The 21,951-nt window shown below is 60.1% G+C and carries 19 protein-coding genes; 8 read left to right on the plus strand and 11 right to left on the minus strand.

All coding sequences use genetic code 11. The features are described from left to right. Positions 1-8 precede the first annotated feature (8 nt). Both DPM35_RS28940 and DPM35_RS28945 read left to right on the plus strand, forming a co-directional pair. Positions 9-1,478, plus strand: coding sequence for a cryptochrome/photolyase family protein (locus DPM35_RS28940; protein WP_112130786.1), 1,470 nt, complete (start codon positions 9-11; stop codon positions 1,476-1,478). Next, a complete protein-coding gene (locus DPM35_RS28945) occupies positions 1,475-1,885 on the plus strand; it encodes a DUF2177 family protein (protein WP_245431690.1) in 411 nt (136 codons plus the stop codon). The genes DPM35_RS28940 and DPM35_RS28945 overlap by 4 nt, the downstream gene beginning before the upstream one ends. On the opposite strand, the gene DPM35_RS28950 is transcribed toward DPM35_RS28945, so the two are convergent. The 5 genes from DPM35_RS28950 to DPM35_RS28970 all read right to left on the minus strand — a co-directional run bounded on the left by DPM35_RS28950 (position 1,864) and on the right by DPM35_RS28970 (position 5,552). After that, complete coding sequence (locus DPM35_RS28950) at positions 1,864-2,397, minus strand: hypothetical protein (protein WP_245431691.1); 534 nt, start codon at positions 2,395-2,397, stop codon at positions 1,864-1,866. The genes DPM35_RS28945 and DPM35_RS28950 overlap by 22 nt on opposite strands. A 61-nt stretch (positions 2,398-2,458) precedes the next feature. Further along, entirely contained in the window at positions 2,459-3,487 is a 1,029-nt protein-coding gene (locus DPM35_RS28955; protein WP_112130792.1) for an SAM-dependent methyltransferase, read from the minus strand. Next, complete coding sequence (locus DPM35_RS28960) at positions 3,484-4,314, minus strand: DUF1295 domain-containing protein (RefSeq protein ID WP_112130794.1); 831 nt, start codon at positions 4,312-4,314, stop codon at positions 3,484-3,486. Before DPM35_RS28960 ends, DPM35_RS28955 begins: the two co-directional genes overlap by 4 nt. 9 nt (positions 4,315-4,323) lie before the next feature. Further along, positions 4,324-4,980, minus strand: a complete 657-nt coding sequence (locus DPM35_RS28965) for a ChrR family anti-sigma-E factor (protein ID WP_112130796.1) — start codon at positions 4,978-4,980, stop codon at positions 4,324-4,326. After that, positions 4,977-5,552: a sigma-70 family RNA polymerase sigma factor gene (locus DPM35_RS28970; RefSeq protein ID WP_245431692.1), complete on the minus strand. Its 576-nt coding sequence runs from the start codon at positions 5,550-5,552 to the stop codon at positions 4,977-4,979. Before DPM35_RS28970 ends, DPM35_RS28965 begins: the two co-directional genes overlap by 4 nt. A gap of 229 nt (positions 5,553-5,781) precedes the next feature. Here DPM35_RS28970 and DPM35_RS28975 point away from each other — a divergent pair, with 229 nt between their 5' ends. The 3 genes from DPM35_RS28975 to DPM35_RS28985 are packed head-to-tail and all read left to right on the plus strand — an operon-like array spanning position 5,782 to position 9,154. Then, positions 5,782-7,116, plus strand: a complete 1,335-nt coding sequence (locus DPM35_RS28975; protein ID WP_112130800.1) for an NAD(P)/FAD-dependent oxidoreductase — start codon at positions 5,782-5,784, stop codon at positions 7,114-7,116. Further along, positions 7,113-7,913 (plus strand): DUF1365 domain-containing protein, encoded by an 801-nt coding sequence (locus tag DPM35_RS28980; RefSeq protein ID WP_425373426.1) that lies wholly within the window; start codon positions 7,113-7,115, stop codon positions 7,911-7,913. Before DPM35_RS28975 ends, DPM35_RS28980 begins: the two co-directional genes overlap by 4 nt. Next, positions 7,913-9,154, plus strand: a complete 1,242-nt coding sequence (locus tag DPM35_RS28985; RefSeq protein WP_112130805.1) for an SAM-dependent methyltransferase — start codon at positions 7,913-7,915, stop codon at positions 9,152-9,154. Before DPM35_RS28980 ends, DPM35_RS28985 begins: the two co-directional genes overlap by 1 nt. Before the next feature lie 540 nt (positions 9,155-9,694). Here the strand turns inward: DPM35_RS28985 and DPM35_RS28990 are convergent. The 4 genes from DPM35_RS28990 to DPM35_RS29000 all read right to left on the minus strand — a co-directional run bounded on the left by DPM35_RS28990 (position 9,695) and on the right by DPM35_RS29000 (position 18,835). After that, entirely contained in the window at positions 9,695-11,764 is a 2,070-nt protein-coding gene (locus DPM35_RS28990) for a response regulator (protein ID WP_112130807.1), read from the minus strand. 11 nt (positions 11,765-11,775) lie between these two features. Continuing rightward, positions 11,776-17,490 (minus strand): HAMP domain-containing protein, encoded by a 5,715-nt coding sequence (locus DPM35_RS28995; RefSeq protein ID WP_112130990.1) that lies wholly within the window; start codon positions 17,488-17,490, stop codon positions 11,776-11,778. A gap of 322 nt (positions 17,491-17,812) precedes the next feature. Continuing rightward, positions 17,813-18,142: a hypothetical protein gene (locus DPM35_RS32275; RefSeq protein WP_146768010.1), complete on the minus strand. Its 330-nt coding sequence runs from the start codon at positions 18,140-18,142 to the stop codon at positions 17,813-17,815. A 222-nt stretch (positions 18,143-18,364) separates the two neighbouring features. Further along, entirely contained in the window at positions 18,365-18,835 is a 471-nt protein-coding gene (locus DPM35_RS29000; protein ID WP_112130809.1) for a LysR substrate-binding domain-containing protein, read from the minus strand. On the opposite strand from DPM35_RS29000, the gene DPM35_RS29005 reads away from it, so the two are divergent. From DPM35_RS29005 to DPM35_RS29015, 3 genes are all read left to right on the plus strand, one after another. Next, on the plus strand, positions 18,814-19,155 hold the full coding sequence (locus tag DPM35_RS29005; protein WP_112130811.1) for a winged helix-turn-helix transcriptional regulator: 342 nt from the start codon (positions 18,814-18,816) through the stop codon (positions 19,153-19,155). The two genes, DPM35_RS29000 and DPM35_RS29005, sit on opposite strands and share 22 nt — an antisense overlap. Next, entirely contained in the window at positions 19,152-19,439 is a 288-nt protein-coding gene (locus DPM35_RS29010) for a hypothetical protein (protein ID WP_181592204.1), read from the plus strand. Before DPM35_RS29005 ends, DPM35_RS29010 begins: the two co-directional genes overlap by 4 nt. Before the next feature lie 288 nt (positions 19,440-19,727). Then, on the plus strand, positions 19,728-20,192 hold the full coding sequence (locus DPM35_RS29015) for a hypothetical protein (RefSeq protein ID WP_112130813.1): 465 nt from the start codon (positions 19,728-19,730) through the stop codon (positions 20,190-20,192). 909 nt (positions 20,193-21,101) lie between these two features. Here DPM35_RS29015 and DPM35_RS32710 read toward each other — a convergent pair. After that, positions 21,102-21,299: an Hsp20/alpha crystallin family protein gene (locus tag DPM35_RS32710; protein ID WP_198419736.1), complete on the minus strand. Its 198-nt coding sequence runs from the start codon at positions 21,297-21,299 to the stop codon at positions 21,102-21,104. Positions 21,300-21,477: 178 nt separating this feature from the next. Beyond that, entirely contained in the window at positions 21,478-21,630 is a 153-nt protein-coding gene (locus DPM35_RS32635; RefSeq protein WP_181592205.1) for a hypothetical protein, read from the minus strand. Positions 21,631-21,951 lie beyond the last annotated feature (321 nt).

Below are 21,951 nucleotides of genomic sequence, written 5' to 3' on the forward strand. Positions count from 1 at the left end.
GAGAGGCAATGAGCGGAGAAGCCTCCGAGCCCACCATTGTGTTGTTCCGACGCGATCTTCGCGTTGATGACAACGCCGCGCTCGCAGCAGCGGCCGATCGCGGCGCCCCGGTCGTGGCGCTCTATGTCCTCGACGAGGAAGCCCACGATACCCGGGCTATGGGTGCGGCCAGCCGCTGGTGGCTACATCATTCGCTCGCAGCTCTCGGCCATCGGCTTGGGCACGCTGGCGCCAGGCTCTACCTGACCCGCGGACCGACCTGCGAGGTTGTCGCCAAGGCGATTGCCGCGAGCGGCGCGGATTGCGTGTTCTGGAACCGGCGGTACGACCCGGCAGACGCGGCGGTCGATGCCGGACTGAAGGCGGAACTACGCAAAAAAGGCCTGACGGCGCAGAGCTTCGACGGCGCGCTGTTGCATGAACCTTCGCTTCTCAAGACCGGTTCAGGCGGGTTCTACAAAGTCTATACTCCATTCTGGAAGGCGATGGTGGACAAGCCGCATGTTCGCGATCCCATCGATCCTCCGGGATCGATCGACGGATGGCGAGGGAAACTGGACAATCTGCGATTGAACGCGCTTGAGCTGCTGCCGACCAATCCCGACTGGGCACATGGTTTGCGCGAAACCTGGAGGCCCGGGGAAGAAGGCGCACATGCCAGGCTTCGCGAGTTCATCGAGTATGGTCTGGCCCACTATGAGCGCCAACGCGACTTTCCGAGCCAGCTATCAACATCTCGGTTATCTCCGCACCTGGCATTCGGCGAGATTACGCCATTTCAGATCTTGGCCCACCTGCGCAGGTCGAAGAGCTCGGGCGCTTCGAAGTTCCGCTCGGAGATCGGCTGGAGAGAATTCTCCTATCATCTGCTGTTTCACAATGCCGATCTTGCCAAATCCAATTTCCGGCCGGAATTCGATGCGATGCCTTGGCGAGACGACAAGCGGATGCTTCGGAGTTGGCAGCGCGGCCTAACGGGCTACCCGATTGTTGATGCCGGCATGCGCGAGTTGTGGCACATGGGCTGGATGCACAACCGTGTGCGCATGATCGTAGCGTCCTTTCTCATCAAGGATTTGATGATCGACTGGCGGCAAGGTGAAAAGTGGTTCTGGGACACGCTGGTCGATGCGGATGCCGCCAACAACCCGGCAAGCTGGCAGTGGGTGGCCGGATCCGGAGCCGATGCCGCGCCCTATTTTCGCATTTTCAACCCCGTCCTGCAGGGCGAAAAATTCGACCCTCGGGGCGAATATGTCCGTCGCCACATCCCGGAAATCGGCGCGTTGCCCGACCGCTATATCCATCGGCCATGGGAAGCTCCGGCAGCGCTGCTGAAAGAGGGCAACATCGAGCTCGGCAAGACCTACCCAACGCCCGTCGTGGACCACGGCGCGGCACGAGACAGGGCGTTGATCCTCTATCAGTCCATAAAGGATGCGGTCAGAGTTTCGACCGGCGACAGGAAGGCTTCGTGATGCCGTACGCCGTAGCTTACGTGACCACCCTTGTCACGTTCCTGGCCGTCGATGCGGTTTGGTTGATGACCATGTCGCAGCGCCTCTACCGCCGCTATCTCGGCGACATACTCGTCGAGAGCTTCAATCCTCCGCCCGCGGCACTGTTCTACCTGATCTACATCGCGGGGATCATCATCTTCGCCACCGCGCCGGCGTTCTCGACCGGGAAATGGACAACCGCCGCGCTCAATGGAGCGCTCTACGGGTTCTTCGCCTACGCCACTTACGACCTCACCAATCAAGCCACGATCCGCGGCTGGCCGACGATCATCACGGTGGCTGATATCTGCTGGGGTTCGCTGCTCAGTGCGGTCGCCGCCACCGTTGGCTTCCTGCTGACCCGCTACTTCCTGCGCGGTGCCTGACCGCCACGCTGCTCCGAATTCGCCAACGCACCGGACAGCAACAGACCGATGAACACGGTCAGGGTCGCGGCGCTCACGGCATTGACGCCGATCATGGCGCTGTTGTCGGCCGCGGTGTAGCCGGCCAGCGGCTCGCCGAAGAAGCGGGCCGGGATGAAATGGGCCGCGGCGCTCAGCGCTATGACAACGAGCCCGATCGCCCGCTCCGAGGGCCTGAACAGCGCGGCGCCGATCAGCGCGCATGGAAGTAGGAAGATCTCCACGCCCGAGCCGACACCGAACGCCTTGGTGCTTACGATGCCGTTTGCAACGCCTGTCAAAGCTAGCATGACGCGCGCGGCGAGCGGATGGCGTTTTGCGACGGCCGGAACGGCGAGGAAGAAGGGCGTAGAGAAGAAGGTGAGAAAAGACGGCGCGATCTTGTCCGTCCCGACAGCTCCCCAGAGATACAGTGGGTAGAAGGGCTGGTTCCAGGCGACGACCAGCGCGATCCAGTTGGCGGCGCTGGCCATAGGATCGTCATGCGCCGTATAAGCGGCGAGCCGGCGCCACAGTCGGCGAAGGCCATCCATGTCAGCCGGCCGGCCGCAGCAGATAGTGGCTGACGCCCCATTCCTTGCCGTCAGCATGGCCGAATAGGCCTTCGGTAGCTAGATAGAACAGCCGCCAGCGCCGGCGCCATAGCACTGCGTCCGGTCCGTAGACATCGGCGAGGATTTGGTCGATGCGCCCAAGGTTGTCGTCAAAGCGCTCCAGCCATTGCCGCGCCGTGCGCGCATAGTGCACGCCGTTCCAGCGCCAGTCGCGCTCTACGCTAAAGCAGTCAGGAAAATGCCCGATCAACCCGTGACTCGGCATGATGCCGCCAGTGAAGAAATGCTGCGCGATCCAGTCCGCGTCATCGCGATGGTCGAAACGGTAGGGACTGTGGCGGTGGCTGAAGACGTGGACAAAAAGCCTGCCTTCCGGTTCCAGCCAGCCGCGGATGCGCGCCAGCAGGTCGCGCCAGTTGGACATATGCTCGAACATCTCGACCGACACCACCCGGTCGAACCGGCCTTGCGGTTCGAAGGCGTTCATGTCGGCAGTTATGACTTTGACGTTGCTCAGGCCACGCGCAGAAGCTTCGCGCTCGATGTACAGGCGCTGCGGCGCGGAATTGGATACCGCGACGATACGGGCCGCCGGAAAACGCTGCGCCATGAAGAGCGTCAGCGAGCCCCAGCCGCAGCCCAGCTCGAGAATGGACTGCCCGTCGCGAAGTTCGGCATGCTCGACGGTCTGCTCCAGCGCGGCGATCTCGGCCTCGGCCAAGCTCTCGCTTCCGCTCAGGTAGAGGCAGCAGGAATATTTGCGGTTGGGGCCGAGCGTCAGCGCAAAGAATTCGGGCGGAAGTTCATAGTGCTGCTCGTTAGCGGCCACCGTATGTTCGGCGATGGAATAGCGCACCATGTCGCTTGCAAAGCGTTTCTCCTCGAGAGCACCTGCCCTTGCCAGCCGCCGGCGCGTCTTTCCCACCAACACGCCGATGGCGTAACGCGTGGCGGTATCCGGGATCGGCGCGCGCTCGACGGCGCGGATGGCGGTTGAGATCAGGCTCACGGTCGTCTCCCCGCCTTGATGGTTGCCGCTTTCGGCGCGCCCGGCCAGAAGGCGTTGACGCGCGCCTGGTAGCGCCGGAACGGATCGCCGCGCGAGCGCAGCATATGCGCTTCGAGCGGCGGGATGCCCGAGACATGGACCAGAAGCCAGTACATCAGCACCGGCCCGGCAAGCGCGGCAAAGCCCCAGGGATAGACTGGCTGGGTACCGAGCGCGATTGCGGCGTAAGCGGTCCAGCCCAGCCATTCGAAGAAGTAGTTCGGATGCCTGGACAGGCCCCACAGGCCGATAGCGCAGACCTTCCCCTTGTTAGCCGGATCGGTGCGAAAGTTCTTCAGTTGACGATCCGCGAGCGCCTCGCCGCCGACAGCCACCAGTATGATCACAAGGCCGGTCAGGTCGCTGAAACGAAGTTCCGGCGCCGGATTGTGGGCCGCGGCCATGATCGCCATCACCAGCAGGATTGCGGCTGCCGCCTGAATCTGGACAAACCAGAACAGCCGCGATGCAAAGGCAGCACCCCACTCATGCCTGAGTTGACTATAACGCGGGTCGTCACGGCCATCGCCAATGGTGCGCATCGCAATATGGAGGCCAAGCCGGAGCGACCAAGCGAGCGCCAGGATGGCGACAAGCCATTGACGCCACTCATTGTCGGCTTCAGCGGTGGCGAAGAGCGCCGCATAGGCGCCGTAGATTCCGACCGCGAACGACCAGATCGCATCGACCCAACCAGACCTGCCGGTGCGGATCGCGATCAGCCACGCAGCAGCCATGGTCAGGGCAAGACCGACCGCGGCAACGACGATGGCTGCGACGATGCCCATCGAAGACGTTCAACCGCCGAACAACGGCTGGACCAGCCTGCCAAAGAGACCACGCAGCTTCGTGCGGCCCTCGACCGCGGCAATGCAGATGCATTCGCCTTCCTTGTCGACGATAGGCTGGTGCTGGACCTCGTCATCTGCTTCGTCAAGGTCCCCCGGGCCGTAGCGGCCGCGTGCATCGTGGAAAGCCCCTTTGAGCACGTGGGTGTATTCCAAGCCAACATGGGTGTGTTCCGGGAGCCTGCGACCGGCGGTAACCTTCAGGAGCATGACGTTGGCGCTGTCATCGTCGGGCAGGGTTACGCGGCTCCAGCGCACGCCAGGTCCAATCCAGCGCCACGGGCCGATGCCGCAATCGTCCAGCACCTGCGGCAAGCGGATGCCCACATCGGCGCGGGGCAACCTCCTCCCCGGGGCGGCGGCCCTGGTGTGATCGGCCTCATCGGCGTCGATCCTTGCCATGACGCTATCAAGCGCCCCCGCATCCATCTGATCCCACTCGCTATCGTGCAGCAGCGAACCGCCCAAGGCCTCGAACTCGCCGATCCGGGAGGCGCAGGTCGCGCAGCCGCCGACATGGACCGCCACGACGATACGCGGACCCGGCTCCAGCGAGCCGTTGGCGTATCGGAACAGCGTCTCATCGCTTGGATGATGCTTGATCATTTGAGGTCGTCCAGGATTTGGCGCAGGCGGCCAAGGGCCAGCCTCACGCGCGATTTGACAGTGCCGAGTGGGATGCCGGTGGTGTAAGCGATCTCGGATTGGGTTTCCTCGCCGAAGAAGGATTTCTTCAAGATGTCGGCCTGCTCGGGCGGCAGCAGCGCAATTGCGGTCCGCACCCGCTCCTCCCGCTCGGCAGCGATCATCGCCTGCTCGCCCGAAACCGGCTCGTCCGGTTGGTCGGATGGATCAAGAGCCTCGGCGATCGCGGCCGGCCGACCGTCACGGCGCAGCCGGTCGATCCGCGCATTGCGGGCGATGGTGAATATCCAGGTAGACGCGCCAGCACGCGCAGGATCGAAGTAGGACGCCTTCTTCCAGACCAGCAGCATGGTTTCCTGCGCAACGTCCTCGGCGACAGACGCCGTCATTCCGCTGCGCCTGAGGAAGGCCTTCAGCCGCGGCGCATAGAAGGCGAACAAAACCGCGAAGGCTGCGCGGTCGCGCTTTGCCGCAACTGCCATCAGCAAACGGCTCGCTTCCAGCGGCGACAGAACTTCTTGATCCGCGCGCATGGTCACCGCCAATCCGGTCTTCGCAGGATCGAAGGCGAGAACGGCTTTGTCGGCAATGAAATAATGTCCCGATGCATTCATACGTCCTGTTACGCGCGGCAAACGTTCTCGGATCACCAGCCGCGCAACGATTGCCGAAGTCAGTGATCCACAACTCGGACAGCTGCGTAGAAATCGAAATTAGGGGAGGAAGGCGACCCCTTCCATAGCGAATCTGAGGGCCGAGGGCATGCATATCGAAGCGGACAAGCCGATGGACATTGCGGTCGTCGGCAGCGGCATTTCCGGGCTGTCCGCGGCATGGCTGCTTTCGACCCGCCACAGGGTCTCGCTGTTCGAGGCGGATCGACGGCTTGGCGGCCACAGCAATACCGTCCACGCCGGAGGCACACCCGTCGATACCGGCTTCATCGTCTATAACGAAGTCACCTACCCCAATCTGACGGCTTTGTTCGATCATCTCGGCGTACAAAGCAAGGCCTCCGACATGTCCTTTGCCGTCTCGCTCGACGGCGGGCGCCTGGAATATTCAGGAAGCGGGCTTGGCGGGCTGCTCGCGCAACCGTCCAATGTCGGCCGGCTGCGCTTCTGGCAAATGCTGAAAGAGCTGCTGCGCTTTTATCGCGAGGCGCCTTACGACATCGCTCGCATTGGCGAGATCAGCCTGACAGAATATCTCGACGCCAAGGGTTATGGCGTGGCATTTCGCGAAGATCACCTCTACCCGATGGCGGCGGCGATATGGTCGACGCCGGCGCTGGAGATCGGGAACTATCCGGCCGCGGCCTTCATCCGCTTCTGCGAGAACCATGGCCTGTTGAAAATGGCAGGACGGCCGATATGGCGCACGGTCGACGGCGGCAGCCGCAAATATGTCGAGCGGCTGGCCAAGAGCCTTGCCGGTCGCGCTTTTGCCGGGCGTGGCGTGCGCTCAATCACCAGGCGCGGCGACGCGGTGTGGCTCACCGACAGTGAGGGCGTCGAGCAGCGTTTCGACCATGTCGTGGTCGCCACGCATGCCGACCAGGCGCTGCGCATGCTGTCCGACCCGAGCCACGATGAAGTGCGGCTGCTGGGCAGTTTCGGATACAGCCGCAACGAAGCGGTGCTGCATGCGGACCCGCGCCTGATGCCGCGCCGCAAGCGCGCCTGGTCGAGCTGGAACTATTTGACCGAAACCCAAGGTGAAACCCGAAAGCTATCGGTTACGTACTGGATGAACAGGCTGCAATCCCTGCCCGACGACGAACAGCTCTTCGTTACCCTCAATCCCGTCGTGGAACCGGAGGTCAATATGGTTCGGCATCGCGAAATCTACGAACACCCGATCTTCGATGTCGCCGCGACCCGGGCACAGCAGAAGCTGTGGTCCCTGCAGGGTAGCCGCAAGACCTGGTTCTGCGGCGCCTACTTCGGCGCTGGTTTTCACGAGGACGGCCTGCAGGCCGGCCTTGCCGTTGCCGAGGCGCTGGGCGGCGTGCGCCGACCCTGGAGCGTGACCAATGAATCGGGCCGTATCCACATCAGTGACGTCGCAATGCGGCGCAACCTCGCGGCAGCGTGATGCCGAAACTGCGGTCAGCTCTCTATGCCGGCAAGGTCATGCACCAGCGGCTGAAGCCGCGGCGGCATCGGCTGTCCTATCGCATGTTCTTCCTTCTGCTCGACCTCGACGAGATCGACGTTTTGAGCAAGAGCCTTCACCTGTTGTCGCACAACCGGTTCAATCTGTTCGGCTTTGCCGATGCGGATCACGGCGACGGGGCCGGCGGATCGCTGAAGGCTTACGTCGAACGTCAGCTTGAGGCGGCGGGCATCGAGAGTGGCGGTGCGATCCAGTTGCTCTCCATGCCGCGCATGCTCGGCTACGCCTTCAATCCGCTCAGCCTTTATTTCTGTCACAACCGGCACGGCGACCTGCAGGCGATTCTCTACGAGGTCAACAACACCTTCGGCCAACGCCACAGCTACCTCATCCCCGTCGGCGAGGCGCATGACGGCACCGTCAGGCAGCGTTGCGACAAAAGCTTCTACGTTTCGCCTTTCATGGCAATGGGAATGGGCTATCGCTTCCGGATCGGCCTGCCGGGGGAGAGCGCCGCCATCCACATCACAGGCAGCGATGGCGAAGGGCCGCTGATCGTGGCCAGCTTTTCCGGAAAGCGCCGTGACCTAAGCGATGCCGTGCTCATGCGGGCGTTCCTGTCGCATCCGCTGCTGACGCTGAAAGTGGTTGCCGGCATCCATTGGGAGGCGCTGCTGCTTTGGGCAAAGGGCGTACGGCTCCAACAGCGCCCTGCCCCGCCTCGTCATCCCGTTACCCATGTCGCCTTCCCTTATACCGAGAGAGACCGAGCCTGATGTCGCTGGATACTGAAGGCAGGGCGAAAGCCGATCCGTGGTCCGGCATATTCGTTGGCCCGATCCTCAAAAGGCTGCTCGGCTGCCTAAAGGTCGGTAAGATCACCGTGCGCATGCCGAACGGCGCGACGCTCGACCATCAGACAGGCGGGCCCGGCCCTGAAGCGACGGTCGTGCTCTATCGCTGGCGGGCATTGCGACGTCTGCTGGCGGGCGGCGATATCGCCTTTGCCGAGGCTTACATGGTCGGCGACTGGTCGAGCCCTGACCTGACGGCGCTCCTAGAACTCGCCGCGGTCAACATAGCCGAGATCGAGCATGCCATCACCGGCCTGCTGCCCGTCCGCCTGTTCAACCGCGCACGTCATCTTCTCCGAGCCAACAGCCGTCGTGGCAGTCGGCGCAACATCACCTTTCACTACGACCTCGGCAACGAATTCTACCGCATGTGGCTCGATCCGAGCATGACCTATTCATCGGCCCTATACCTGGCCAACACCGACACGCTGGAAGAGGCGCAGGAGAATAAGCTCGACCGTGTCGCCGAGCTACTGGCGGCGCCTGCGGGCGCAGAGATCCTTGAGATCGGATGCGGCTGGGGTGCGCTTGCCGCGCGGCTCGCCAAGGCGGGCGCCAGCGTCAAGGGCATCACCCTCTCAACAGAGCAACTTGCCTGTGCCAGGGACGTCGCTGAGAAGAGCGGCGTTCGCGACCAAGTCAAGTTGGAGCTGCAGGACTACCGCGATTGCGGCGGCGTATTCGACGGCATCGTCTCCATCGAGATGCTGGAAGCGGTGGGAGAGCAGTACTGGCCGGTCTATTTCGAGAAGCTGCGGCGTTTGCTGAAACCCGACGGCAAGGCGGTGCTGCAGGTGATCAGCATCGACGACAGCCGCTTCGAGAGGTATCGCAGGAACCCCGACTTCATTCAGCGCTATATCTTTCCGGGCGGCATGCTGCCCACCAAGGCGCTGATCGTCGCGCACGCTCAGTCCGCGGGCTTGAAACTCGCATCGTCAGAATTTTTCGGGGAGAGCTATGCACGCACGCTTGCTGAATGGCGCAGTCGCTTTCGACAGAACTCGGCTGCCGTTCTGGCCCTCGGTTTCGACCACCGTTTCCGCCGCTTGTGGGAATATTACCTCGCCTATTGCGAAGCCGGTTTCAAAAGCGAGATGATCGACGTGGGACTGTTCGTTTTCGAGGTTGATCAATCATGGCCAATCCCAGGTTCAGGTTGAATTTTGGATGGCCACACCTTCGCCGAACGCAAGCAGGGGGTTAATCCTATGTTAAGCGGTCCGTGAACGCACGGGTGACCATTGAGGTCCGCGAATTGGAGCAGCGCAATCCGGACTTGGATGGTGCTGAAGCCGCTAGCCAGCCCAAAGCTTGCGGCCTGATGTAGGTCCAAGCGCCGCGGCGATTTACTAAGTCCGCTGCTTCTGGCTTCGACAAGCTACGCTCCCTTTGCAGACGGTCTTCCTTCGTTTGCGGTGGCTCTTGGCTTGGTAAGGAGCGTCGCTCAGTGCGCACTGCACATCTGACCCGGTCTGGAAGCCCGACTTTGCCGGGCAATGTCATGTCCCGTTTTGGGCGCAACAAAGCGTAGCTTAACGTCCAACATGAGGCGCATAGCCGTCCAGCAGCCTTGGGGCCGACGCCGATATTCGCATTCGAGGAGCGAATTACCAATTTGCCAAGAGTTTCCATCGCTCATGGGAACGGGAATGCATCGTTGGCGGAGCCTAGGCGCCGTATCGCGAGCGACATGCGAGCGATCAGCCCGAGGCGGCAGCTGCGCCTGCGTTGGCGCGCAGAATGCTCTCGATGAGCTCCGACTCCCGGATTGGCTTGTTGACCAACGGTACGTCTGGTGGACGGTTGGCAATTGCATCGATGTCGGCATATCCGGTTATTATCACTGCCGGCCAATGGGAGCGCAGGTTACGTGCGAATCGAATTACGTCGAGTCCTGATACAAGCGGCATGGCGAAATCTGTGACAATAACATCGCATTTATGCGGCGCACCTTCGATGATGGTCAGCGCTTCGGCACCTCCGGCCGCACAAGTCACTATGAATCCGTGGTGCCGGAGCGTTTCGGCAGTCAGTTGTCGCAGCCCGTTGCTGTCATCGACCAATAGAAGGGACGGGAGAGCCTTCCCTGCGGCCTCGAACAGAATACGCTCTCCATTGGAATCAGCCGGGCATGCTTCTGACTGCTCCACCGACCGAGGCAACCAAAGCTCCATCGCGGTACCGCGACCGACATCGCTATGGATACGGAGCGCTCCGCCCGACTGCTTCATGAATCCGTATACTGTGCTGAGACCTAATCCTGTGCCTTTTCCAACCGGCTTTGTGGTGAAGAAGGGCTCAACGACCTTGTCTATGATGTCGTGCGGAATGCCCGCGCCCGTATCCCTGACGGTAACGACGACATAGTCTCCGGGGGCCAGATCTTCGGGCGCTGTGCCAATCGTGCGATTTCGAGCACTTACCGAAATTGTTCCACCTGACGGCATCGCGTCACGCGCGTTGAAAACAAGGTTCATCAGCGCCAGTTCCAATTGGCCAACATCTATGTGCGCGGACCAAACGGAGTTGTCGACCAGCCACTCGAAGCGAACCAATCCCCCCAACACCGGTGCGACCAAACCGCTCATCGTATCTTCGAGCGCTGCCAAACGCACCGAAGCCGGCTTAAGATTTTGGCGCCGCGAAAAGGCGAGCATGCGGGTGACAAGTTCGACGCCCTGTTTCGCGGAGTGGCGCATCAGCTCAACCACCTTCCTTGCCTGCTCGTCGAGCGCAGGGTTGCGCTCAAGCAAGCCCAGTCCGCTCAGAACAGTCGCGAGTAGGTTGTTGAAGTCGTGTGCTAGCCCTCCCGTGAGTTTTCCGACTGCGTCGAGGCGCTGTGATTGGAGCAGTTGGTCCTCAAGTGCACGCCGCTCGGTGATGTCTAGCAGTGTTCCCAGGATTTCTGGCCGGCGCCCGTCGCTACCCTTCGACAGAATTCCTTGGTCTAGGAAGATACGATATTGGCCATCGGCGCACTGCCAGCGGAATTCGCACGTATAGGAGCCTGATACCTTCACTCCCAGCAGCGCTTCCCTTACTTTCGATAGATCCTCAGGATGTACCCGGCTCAGGCCAAACCGCGGATCGGATGTGAGTCGCTCCGGCGGAAATCCGGTGAGGCGTTCGACGCCCCTGGTCACAAAGCGGGCAGCAAAAGGCGGGTCGGCTGCCCTCGCGTGAAAGCATACTGGCAAGGACCTAAGAATGGCTTCCTGCCGCTCCTCGGCCATCCGCAACGACCGCTCTGCCTCAAGCTTTTGTCTTTCGGCCTGCAAAGATTTCGCCAACAATGCCTGCTGCGCGATCGCCTGGTGCTGGATCTCGAGCGTCTTTTCGTGCAACTCGACGAATACAGCCACTTTGGATCGCAACATGGTCGGATCGAAAGGCTTAAACACGTAGTCCACCGCGCCAGCGTCGTAGCCGCGCAGCATGTGAGCTTCCTCTTTGTTAATCGCGGTGAGAAAAATGAGAGGCGTTCGTTTGGACTGTTCTCGCTGACGGATCAAAGCAGCCGTCTCGTAGCCGTCGAGACCCGGCATCAGCACATCCAGCAAAATAACAGCGAAATCCTCTTTCAGGAGGCGGCGCAGCGCCTCCTCGCCAGATTGCACCGTAACCACCTCCGCGACCGGGCTCAGAACCTCATTGATCGCTAGCAAATTCCGTTCGTCATCATCGACCGCCAGAATACGTGCCTTTGCCGGTGTGTTCGCCAGCTCCACGACTTCGAATTTTCTCGGACGACTCCGCGATTGCTTTTGCATCGGGACCCCCGTCAATTTGCGGACATCAGCAAATCTTGGGGCGTCTCGGCTCGGGCCCGGGAGCGACCGATCCAGACTCGCAGCAGCGCCAGCAACAGGTCGAGATCAACGGGTTTGGCGATGTAGTCGGAAGCGCCGGCCTGCAAGCACTTCTGCCGATCACCTTTCATTGCCTTGGCCGTCACCGAAATCAGCGGGATGTGAGCGATGGCAGGCGTGTTGCGAATCCTTCGCATCGTCTCATAGCCGTCCATCTCCGGCATCATGATGTCGATCAACGCTGCGTCTATGTCGGGGTTCTCTTCCAGCAGGGCAATGCCGTCGCGGCCGCGCTCGGCGTGGAGGACTTCGATATCGTACGTTTCAAGGACACTCGTCAAAGAATAGATATTGCGGATATCGTCATCGACGATCAGGACTTTGGCGCCCGCGAGACTGGACCTTTCATCGGTGCGCCCGTCCGACGCCCAGTTGTCCTCACGTAATCCGCCGGGCAGCGTCGCAGAAATATGCAAAGCCAATTGCGCGAAGTTCTCTGCCCGTGGCACATCATTCCAAACCGGATTCAACGCCACCACCTGCTCAATCGCGTCCGAGTGCGGCGCGAACAAGAGAAGCGGAGGCAGACCATTGGAAAACTGGTCGGCAAGCTCATCGAGCGCCTGCGCATTGTCTTTGGCTGACCTTCCGAGGCCGAGGACTATCGCGTCAAATGAAGCGAGCTCTATGTCGTCAGCGGCAGCCGCACGACTTACCGCCGTCACGGAGGTGACGCCGTCTCGGATAGTTTCAACCAAGGAAAGGCGCCGCTCGGAATCGGCATCGGCTACGAGCACCCGTCGCTGGATGCGAAGCTTTCTCGAATGAATTTCCTGAAACACCTTCATCAGCTCATCGGACGATACGGGCTTGGTCGAGATGCTTGCCGCGCCTTTGCGCGATAAATCCTCAAGGTCCTCCGCGCCCGAAATCACGTGAATTGGAATGCCTGTCGTCTTCGGATCGTGTCGCAGTAGGTCGAAGAGTACCCACCCGTCGATGTCGGCAAGACCAAGGTCCAGAGTGATCGCATCGGGAACCAGCTTGCGCGCCAACGCCAAAGTTCCCGAGCCTGCAGTCGACAGTACGCCTTTCAATCCAGCTGATCGAGCCAAGCCCAGAAGGAGGCCGCCAAAAGTCGGGTCGTCCTCAACAATCAATACGACCCGGTCTTCCGCCGCTATGACATCCCGATCGTCCAGCAATTCCGCTGAAGGCAAACCAGTCGTTGCTACAGTGGCGGCGATTGCTTCGCTGGATGGAAGCAGTTCCGGTTGGGTCGCCGCAGCAGCGCTTGGACCATCCAAGGGAATGACAAGCGTAAATGTCGATCCCTTTCCAGGTATGCTTTCAACTCTCAACTCGCCGCCAAGCAGGCGTGCGATCTCGCGACTTATCGAAAGACCGAGACCAGTCCCCCCATACTTGCGGCTGGTCGTGCCATCAGCCTGCTGAAACGCCTCGAAGATCAGTTTCTGCTTGTCTTCCGGAATCCCGATCCCGGTGTCAGTCACGGCAATGGCCAACGCCTTCATTGGCTGCTTAGTGCCGCTGCGACGCGCGGTCTTCTCAACACGAAAGTTGAGGCTGACCTGACCTTCAGATGTGAACTTGAAGGCGTTCGATAGGAGGTTCAGGACAATTTGCTGAAGGCGCTTCTCGTCCGTTCGGACAGTCTCCGGAAGGGCGGGATCGATATTGATGGTAAAGCCAAGTCCTTTGTCTGCCGCCAGTTGGCGGAACGTCCGCTCCATGTGCTGACGAAGATGCGCAACTGGCATGTCGTTGATGTCGATCGAGACGGTACCGGACTCGATCTTGGACAGATCGAGAATGTCGTTGATGAGGCTGAGTAGGTCGGTCCCCGCCGAATTGATGGTGCGCGCAAACTCGACCTGTTTGTCGTTGAGATTGCCTTGCTGGTTGGTCGCAAGCAGGTTCGACAGGATGAGCAGCGAATTGAGCGGGGTCCTGAGCTCGTGGCTCATATTGGCAAGGAACTCGGATTTGTACTTTGACGTGAGCGCAAGCTGCTCGGCTTTCTCCTCCAGCGCCCTGCGTGCCATTTCGATCTCGAGATTTTTGTTTTCGACCTGTTTCTTCTCGTTTTCCAGAAGCTGAGCTTTTTCCTGGAGTTCCTCATTGGTGGCGTGCAGTTCTTCCTGCTTTTTGGTCAGTTCGGTCTGGCGGGCCTGCAGTTCGGATGTCAGCAACTGGGACTGCTTGAGCAGTCCCTCCGTCCTCATCGTTGCAGCGATGGTGTTGAGGACGATGCCGACGGATTCCATCAGCTGATTAAGAAATGACTGGTGCGTGTCGCGGAACTCGCTGAAGGATGCTAGCTCGATGACGGCCTTCACCTCATCTTCAAACAAGGCCGGAAGAATGATGACGTTCGCAGGCGACGCGCTGCCAAGACCGGACGTCACACGCAGGAAGTCTGGCGGAACATTATCGAGCAAGATGGCGCGCTTGTCGGCAGCACTTTGGCCCACGAGTCCTTCGCGCAGATCCAAGCGTTGCTTGATCGACGCCCTGCTCTCGGCGCCGTAAGAAGCGGCCAACTCCAGGTAAGACTCGTCCTCGTCACGATTGGTTACATAGAACACGCCGTACTGAGCGTTCACGAGCGGTGCGAGTTCGGACATGATCAGGCGTGACACTGTGGCCAGATCCCTCTCCCCCTGAAGCATTCGCGAGAAGCGCGCGAGATTGGTCTTCAGCCAGTCCTGCTCGGCGTTCTTCAGTGTTTGATCCTTGAGGTTGCGGATCATCTCGTTGATGTTGTCCTTCAGCGCGGCCACCTCGCCGGAGGCTTCGACGCTGATAGAGCGCGTCAGATCGCCTTTGGTGACCGCCGTCGAGACCTCGGCGATGGCGCGGACCTGGGTGGTCAAATTCGCGGCGAGCTGATTGACGTTGTCCGTCAAGTCGCGCCAGAGACCGGCTGCGCCCGGCACGCGTGCTTGGCCGCCTAGCTTGCCCTCGATGCCGACCTCGCGCGCAACATTGGTGACCTGGTCGGCAAAGGTGGCAAGCGTTTCGATCATGCCATTGATGGTATCCGCGAGGGAGGCGATTTCGCCCTTGGCGTCCACTGTCAGCTTTCGCTTGAGATTGCCTTGCGCGACAGCAGTCACCACATCGGCAATGCCGCGCACCTGGTTGGTGAGATTCGTAGCCATCAGGTTGACGTTGTCGGTCAAATCCTTCCAGGTACCTGCCACGCCTCGCACCTCGGCCTGACCGCCGAGCTTTCCTTCGGTGCCGACTTCGCGCGCCACGCGCGTGACCTCGCCCGCGAAGGAATTCAACTGGTCGACCATGGTGTTGATGGTCGACTTGAGCTCGAGAATTTCACCCTTCACGTCCACAGTGATTTTCTTCGACAGATCACCTCGCGCGACCGCAGTCGTCACCTCGGCGATATTGCGAACTTGGCCGGTAAGGTTCTCGGCCATTGAGTTCACATTGTCTGTCAGGTCCTTCCAGGTGCCGGCGACCCCTCGCACCTGAGCCTGACCGCCGAGCTTTCCCTCGGTGCCAACTTCGCGCGCCACACGCGTCACCTCGCCTGCGAAGGAATTCAGCTGATCGACCATGGTGTTGATGGTCGACTTGAGCTCGAGGATTTCGCCCTTCACGTCGACGGTGATCTTCTTGGAAAGGTCGCCGAGCGCGACAGCGGTCGTCACTTCTGCAATGTTGCGCACCTGACCTGTAAGGTTGGCCGCCATCGCGTTTACATTGTCGGTCAGGTCCTTCCAGGTGCCGGCCACGCCACGGACCTGGGCCTGGCCGCCAAGCTTGCCATCCGAACCAACTTCGCGCGCGACGCGCGTGACTTCCGAAGCAAAGGAGTTCAGCTGATCAACCATCGTGTTGATCACATCCTTAATCTGCAGGATTTCTCCCAAGGCATCGACGGTGATTTTTTGCGTAAGGTCGCCGGTGGCGATCGCGGTCGCCACTTTGGACACGTCACGCAGCTGGACAGTCAGATTGCCGGCCATGGCGTTGACATTGTCCGTCAGGTCTTTCCACGTGCCGCCGACGCCTTCCACATGAGCCTGGCCGCCGAGCTTGCCCTCCGATCCCACTTCGCGAGCAACGCGCGTGACTTCGGAGGCGAAGGAGTTCAGCTGGTCGACCATCGTGTTGACGGTGTCCTTGAGTTCCAGGATTTCGCCCTTGACGTCGACGGTGATCTTCTTGGAAAGGTCGCCGCGGGCGACCGCTGTCGTCACCTCCGCGATATTTCGAACCTGGCCAGTCAGGTTGGCAGCCATCAGGTTGACGTTGTCGGTCAGGTCTTTCCAGGTGCCGCCCACACCCCTCACCTCGGCCTGGCCGCCAAGCTTGCCTTCCGTGCCCACTTCGCGCGCCACGCGGGTAACCTCCGAGGCGAATGAGTTCAGCTGATCCACCATTGTGTTGATGGTGTCTTTGAGCTCCAGGATTTCGCCCTGCACAGCGACAGTAATCTTTTTCGACAGGTCGCCTGAGGCAACCGCCGTCGTAACCTCGGCGATGTTACGCACCTGACCGGTCAGATTCTCGGCCATCGAATTGACGTTGTCGGTCAGGTCCTTCCACGTACCGGCGACGCCACGAACTTGCGCCTGGCCTCCGAGCTTTCCTTCGGTGCCGACTTCGCGTGCAACGCGCGTGACTTCCGAAGCGAAGGAGTTTAGCTGATCGACCATCGTATTTATGGTGTTCTTGAGCTCGAGGATTTCGCCCTTCACATCGACCGTGATCTTCTTTGACAGGTCGCCCAGTGCGACCGCCGTGGTAACTTCTGCGATGTTACGCACTTGGCCGGTAAGGTTTTCGGCCATTGAGTTGACATTGTCGGTCAGGTCCTTCCAGGTGCCGCCGACGCCCTCGACTCGTGCCTGGCCACCAAGTTTGCCCTCGGTACCGACCTCGCGTGCAACGCGCGTCACCTCCGAAGCGAACGAATTGAGCTGATCCACCATCGTATTTATGGTGTTCTTGAGCTCGAGGATCTCGCCCTTCACATCGACCGTGATCTTCTTCGACAGATCCCCGGAAGCGACCGCCGTGGTGACTTCGGCGATGTTGCGCACCTGACCCGTAAGATTGGTGGCCATAGCATTGACGTTGTCGGTCAGATCTTTCCACGTCCCAGCTACACCCTTCACTTTCGCTTGGCCGCCGAGCTTTCCTTCCGTCCCGACCTCCCGCGCCACGCGCGTGACCTCGGAGGCAAAAGAAGCCAATTGCCCCACCATCGTGTTGACGATCTTGCCGATGCGGAGGAACTCGCCGCGCAACGGGCGGCCGTCGATTTCGACCATCATCGTCTGGGAAAGGTCGCCTTTTGCGACGGCACCAATGACGCGAGCTACTTCGGCTGTCGGCTGAACCATGTCCTCGATGAGATCGTTGACCGACCTGACACTCGATTCCCAGCTGCCGGTAGCATTGCGGACGTGGCCTCTCTCACCGATCCTTCCGTCCTTGCCAACCACCCTGCTTAGCCGCTCGAACTCCCTCGTCACCTGGTCATTGAGTTCGACGATTTGGTTGAAGGCGTCGGCAATATCGGAATCAATTCCGTCATAGACATTGTCGATGCGAACCGAAAAATCGCCTCGCCGAAAGGCCTTCAATGAATTTAGAATTTGACGACGGTCGAGTTGCGCTCTTGATGCCTGCACGCTCACAGACCTACTCCCCAACCCAGTAGTTGACCGAATTACGTGTGCCCGATGGAATGCGCCCCTTGCGCGGGCGAAGATACACCGCCCGGCAAGCCGCCCAACGCGCCATCGGAGATTTGGTTCCAAAATTACGCCTCGGGCAGAATCTCAATCACGAAACTCCCGCTCCGGGTTTGAATGGTCGATCCTTCAGGGGTGTATCTAGTTTGAAGGAGCCAGCCGCTCACGCTTATTAGTCGCGACAGCCTTTTCATCTCGGACTCGTAGCGGAGGGCCGTGCCCGGTAGAATTGCGCTGTAGTGTTTTCGCCCAGCGCTTTTCAGGGCATTTCGATGGCGGAATCACACCTGTCGGCGATGGATGCCGATATCTCAGGTCGGCTTTTCGACCACAGGTCGGCGACGGGAAAATCCCGGAAGGCTAGTGGCGAGAAATAGCCAAGCAGTTTGTCCGCACCGATACCCGTTCGAAGATCGCTGACCCAGAAATTGTCGAATGGATCATACGAAAAGGCCCCAGCGCTGAGGGGAATCAGCGCGGGCTTTCGGCATGACGCCTTCGAGCTGTTGGCGACGCCGCGATCGCGGCGGACAGCAAAGCAACCCGTTGTTGCTGGGTGACATAACTGCGTTTCCGCTCGCTCCGCCATTGACGGAAGCGCTCCGCGCGGGACGTGTCTAATGCGATGTTACTCCGGACCGAAATCTATGGGCGAGCCGCTGGAAGGCCCTAACGAGAGCATGCGCTTTGCGAGATTCCCGGACTATGGGTCGTATTCGCCATTTTTCTGGCAAGGCCCATCAACCGCAAAACGGCGCGTTTTGGATTCGTTTCAAGCCAAGCTCTGACCGAATAGACGTTGTTGGGGCCTTCAAGAGGTTTCCATGCCGTCGCACCGATTGCGACGGTTCGCGCGAAGCTTTCTCCAGCCAGAGCAATGCCTTGGATTGAAGACGATGCTCGCTAGGCCGGCTTGGCCCAACTTGACAGCTGGGCGGCACCCGTCGGCGACCATGCTTTCCAGCACAGCGAAGTGCAGCAACGGTCCGCTCGCTGCGACCCGCACGAGCAGTTGCATTCCCGCAAGATCCGTCCATGTGACCACCTGCTTTTCGGCAAGCGGATGACCGGCAGGCAATAGAACGAAGACACGCTCCTGCCACAGGATTTCAGTGCGGCACGACGTGACGGGGCCGATCTCCGGCGCAATGACGATGTCGAGGCGCCGCCGGCATACGGCCGTCAGGCATTGTTCACGCGGGATATCCTCAATGGCCAAACTGACATCTGGACAAGACTGTCGGAAGCGATCGATGAGCCATGACGCGACGGCCTTACGGATTGCTCTGCCCGATCTCGCGCGCCTGCAAGTTCCTGGAGCCGCGCTGGACGACCCAGATCCTGACGGAGCTTTGGAACGGCTCGACCCGCTTCAACCACATTCGCAAAGGAGAAGGCAACATTTCGTCCGCCCTCTTGTCGAGGCGGCTTAAGGAGATGGAAGCGTTGGGGCTAGTCGAGCGCATCGATGACGAAGCGTCGGGCACAATCGCCTATTGCCGCACCGAGAAGTCGATCAAGCTCGAGCCGGCGATGAACGCGCCGGCGGAATGGGCGCAATGCAACATCGAGGCGGAGGTCGCGCTCGCCGACGAGGGGTGAAGGTCAGCCACGAGTTCGACATACCCTACATCGCTGGGTACAGCAGGGATGCAGCGACGGTTTATATCGATCGCCACCTGCCGCGCACCATCAGATGGAGAGGTAAGGACGTCCGCCTGGAACCCTTCTTGGTGCGCCACGAAATTGTTGAAAAAGCGCTATTGGACGAGTTGCGGCTGCATTATCTGCATGCCCACCAAATCGCCTCGCGCGTCGAAAGAGACGCCGTCAGAGGGGCTGGCCTGACCTGGCGGCACTATCAAAGCGTCATCAAGGGGCACTAGAAAGCGATCGATGAGGAACAGCTGCGCCGCGTACCAGGGGATCTGGATATCACCCCTTACAAAGATTTGAAGGACTACCCCTTGCTCCAACGACTAGTCCAAGCATCCCACTAGCTCGTTGCATGATGGTCTCAGCCGCCGAGACATCGGGGGCAATGCAGGGTGGCGTCAAATTTTTCCGGCCACGGAACTTCCCGACCCATTGCAGGTTCGCATGCATAGGGACGACTGAGGCCATTCCGACCTGTGCATTGTGCAGGCAGAGCGCCTCGCCAAGAGGAGACGGCCATGAAACATCAAACAATCGAAGAACTGCATGAGGTCGCGCAGGTCGCGATATCGCTTCAGGCTATGACACGCAATCAGCGCCTGGAACATTGGGCAAGGCTGCTTGAGCAAAATCCCGAACAGTGCCTCGCCGCTTTCCCCGGCACGGAATACATGACCTTGGATGTGCGCAACAAGGCCCAGTCAAGGGGCTCCGCGCTCAGCATCGCTTTCGCCGATCCGACGTTGCGCGCTGAAGGACTGAAAAACGACACCTATGGCGAAGCCAAGCGCTTCTTCGAGCTCTCGGACTGGCAGCTGCACGCTATCGTCTGCCATTGCCATGTCGGCGGGACGATGAAAGCCGGATGGGCTGCTGTTCAAGTTCGGTCCGCCATCGACAAAGAAGGCAACCTTTTCACCAGGTTGCGCGAAGCGATCTCTCAGTGGGTGCTATTCCGCATTTTGACTCACGCGAGGGAGTGAAACGCGCCTAGGGAGTTGAATAGGTAGCGGCTCGGTCCAACGGCGGAACGACGTATTTTGGACCCCGACATCGCTAAGTGTGACAACAACGGGCGAGCGTCGCCCGTTTCCTTTATCGAGCCGATCCGCAGATCACACCCGTCGCAAGTAGATTCACCTGAGACCCGCAGCACGGCGGCCATTGCTATGTATCGCGTCCAAATCCTCTTGCCGCTTTTCAGACAACCAGGGTCAACCCTTCCCGGGAGAGAATTCGACCTTTGAAAGAAGAGCTAGCGGCTCGCTTCAAGTTCTCCAGGCACCTGCGCAGGGTCTTTGGAAGGAGGGCGGAGAAACAAACAGCGACCAAATTGTCGTCTTCGAGGTGATGACGCCAAAGGTGGACGTTTCAGATTGGCAGCGCCGGCGGGCCGACCTGGAGCGCCTCTTCCGGCAGGATAGAATTGTTGTTCGCTGCTCTAAGATAACGCTCCTTTGAAGCTCATTTCTTGGAAGTCGAAATTCGAGACATTCCGAACTGCCTTTTATGCGAAGCACAAAGGCCGACATTCCATGATCAAAGAGCTGAAACACATCCTGCCCCGAGGCATGCTCATTCGCTGTATCGCTCGAATGCCGTGGCATGACAATCCGTGTCGGAGGCGATCCTTGATCATCGATCTGGCGAAGGAGCGCGTCCCCCGCCAGCCGCCCGGTTTCGGAAGATGCGCGAGCAAGGCCACGGCCAAATACTTGTTCAGACCAGTGTTGTCCCTGACAAAAATATCGCGACCCGGCACCCAGGCCCGCTTACGCAGGGCTGCGATCGCGCCCAGCAGCCCGAGCTCACTCGGTTGCCGGTTTCGGCAGGTCGAGCACGTTGGGATCAGGTCTTTGATCCCCATCGTTAACCTCCTCTAGCCCCCACTGCTAAGCCGTCTTGAGTTGAATTTTGCGGGCTTTGGCCGGCGCCGCCTTCGGCAGCACTAGACGCAGGACGCCGTTCTTGTGCGACGCCTCGCTGCCATCGCGGTCGATGTCCTCGGATAGAGTGAAGACGCGCTCATAATCGCCGGCGCTATATTCGGCGACGATAATTCTGATGCTGTTGATCTGCCGCGTAGCCACGGATCGCCAGTGTCCGTTTCTCGAGGGTGATATCCACTCCATCCGAGCCGACGCCGGGTATATCGATGAGAAGGACGACATTGTCCTGCGTCTCATAGATATCGGCGCGCGGCACGAATACGGGTCGCGAGCGGGTCCGTTCAGTCGGGCGCAATCCCAGGCAGTTCGGCCGTCAGCGCTACGCTATCCTGCCGACCCAAAGATTGACCGGGGGAAACTCCTCGGACGCACTGGCCGTCAGGCCGGCCAAACGCTGATACACTTCCTGTTGCATGCGCCGCATTTCCAGAAACGGATCGAATCTGACGCGGCCCAAATCCGATAAGAGCATGGCTATCCTCCTTCGCTTTACGACCAGGCGGCGCAACGCGCGAAGCAAGAGTGCACCGGAAGCGAACTGGATCGAAGGCAATCGGGAGGCGGTTAGGCAGAGACCGAGCCGGCCAAGAGTTGACTCGCAAACGCGAGGAGAGAGGTTCGGCAAACGCCGGAACACATCCTCCGAGCGAGCGACATGAACCGAACTCGATCCATGACAGGACCGTTGTTCCCGTGCCAGGACCCGATAGCGGCATCAGGCAAAAAATGAGTTAGGGGCGTCTAAATTCCGTTTCAAGAGGTGATCTTTGAACGTTCCGCGATCTCCGACCGG

The sequence above is a fragment of the Mesorhizobium atlanticum genome (assembly GCF_003289965.1).
Classification (GTDB): Bacteria; Pseudomonadota; Alphaproteobacteria; order Rhizobiales; family Rhizobiaceae; genus Mesorhizobium; species Mesorhizobium atlanticum.

What these genes read in the sequence shown, in the direction of transcription:
- DPM35_RS28940 (WP_112130786.1), top strand. Translation starts at nt 9, where the DNA reads ATGAGCGGAGAAGCCTCCGAGCCCACCATTGTGTTGTTCCGACGCGAT.
- DPM35_RS28950 (WP_245431691.1), bottom strand. Translation starts at nt 2,397, where the DNA reads ATGGCCAGCGCCGCCAACTGGATCGCGCTGGTCGTCGCCTGGAACCAG.
- DPM35_RS28960 (WP_112130794.1), bottom strand. Translation starts at nt 4,314, where the DNA reads ATGGGCATCGTCGCAGCCATCGTCGTTGCCGCGGTCGGTCTTGCCCTG.
- DPM35_RS28965 (WP_112130796.1), bottom strand. Translation starts at nt 4,980, where the DNA reads ATGATCAAGCATCATCCAAGCGATGAGACGCTGTTCCGATACGCCAAC.
- DPM35_RS28970 (WP_245431692.1), bottom strand. Translation starts at nt 5,552, where the DNA reads ATGCGCGCGGATCAAGAAGTTCTGTCGCCGCTGGAAGCGAGCCGTTTG.
- DPM35_RS28975 (WP_112130800.1), top strand. Translation starts at nt 5,782, where the DNA reads ATGCATATCGAAGCGGACAAGCCGATGGACATTGCGGTCGTCGGCAGC.
- DPM35_RS28985 (WP_112130805.1), top strand. Translation starts at nt 7,913, where the DNA reads ATGTCGCTGGATACTGAAGGCAGGGCGAAAGCCGATCCGTGGTCCGGC.
- DPM35_RS28990 (WP_112130807.1), bottom strand. Translation starts at nt 11,764, where the DNA reads ATGCAAAAGCAATCGCGGAGTCGTCCGAGAAAATTCGAAGTCGTGGAG.
- DPM35_RS32275 (WP_146768010.1), bottom strand. Translation starts at nt 18,142, where the DNA reads ATGGCGGAGCGAGCGGAAACGCAGTTATGTCACCCAGCAACAACGGGT.
- DPM35_RS29005 (WP_112130811.1), top strand. Translation starts at nt 18,814, where the DNA reads ATGACGCGACGGCCTTACGGATTGCTCTGCCCGATCTCGCGCGCCTGC.
- DPM35_RS29015 (WP_112130813.1), top strand. Translation starts at nt 19,728, where the DNA reads ATGAAACATCAAACAATCGAAGAACTGCATGAGGTCGCGCAGGTCGCG.
- DPM35_RS32635 (WP_181592205.1), bottom strand. Translation starts at nt 21,630, where the DNA reads ATGCTCTTATCGGATTTGGGCCGCGTCAGATTCGATCCGTTTCTGGAA.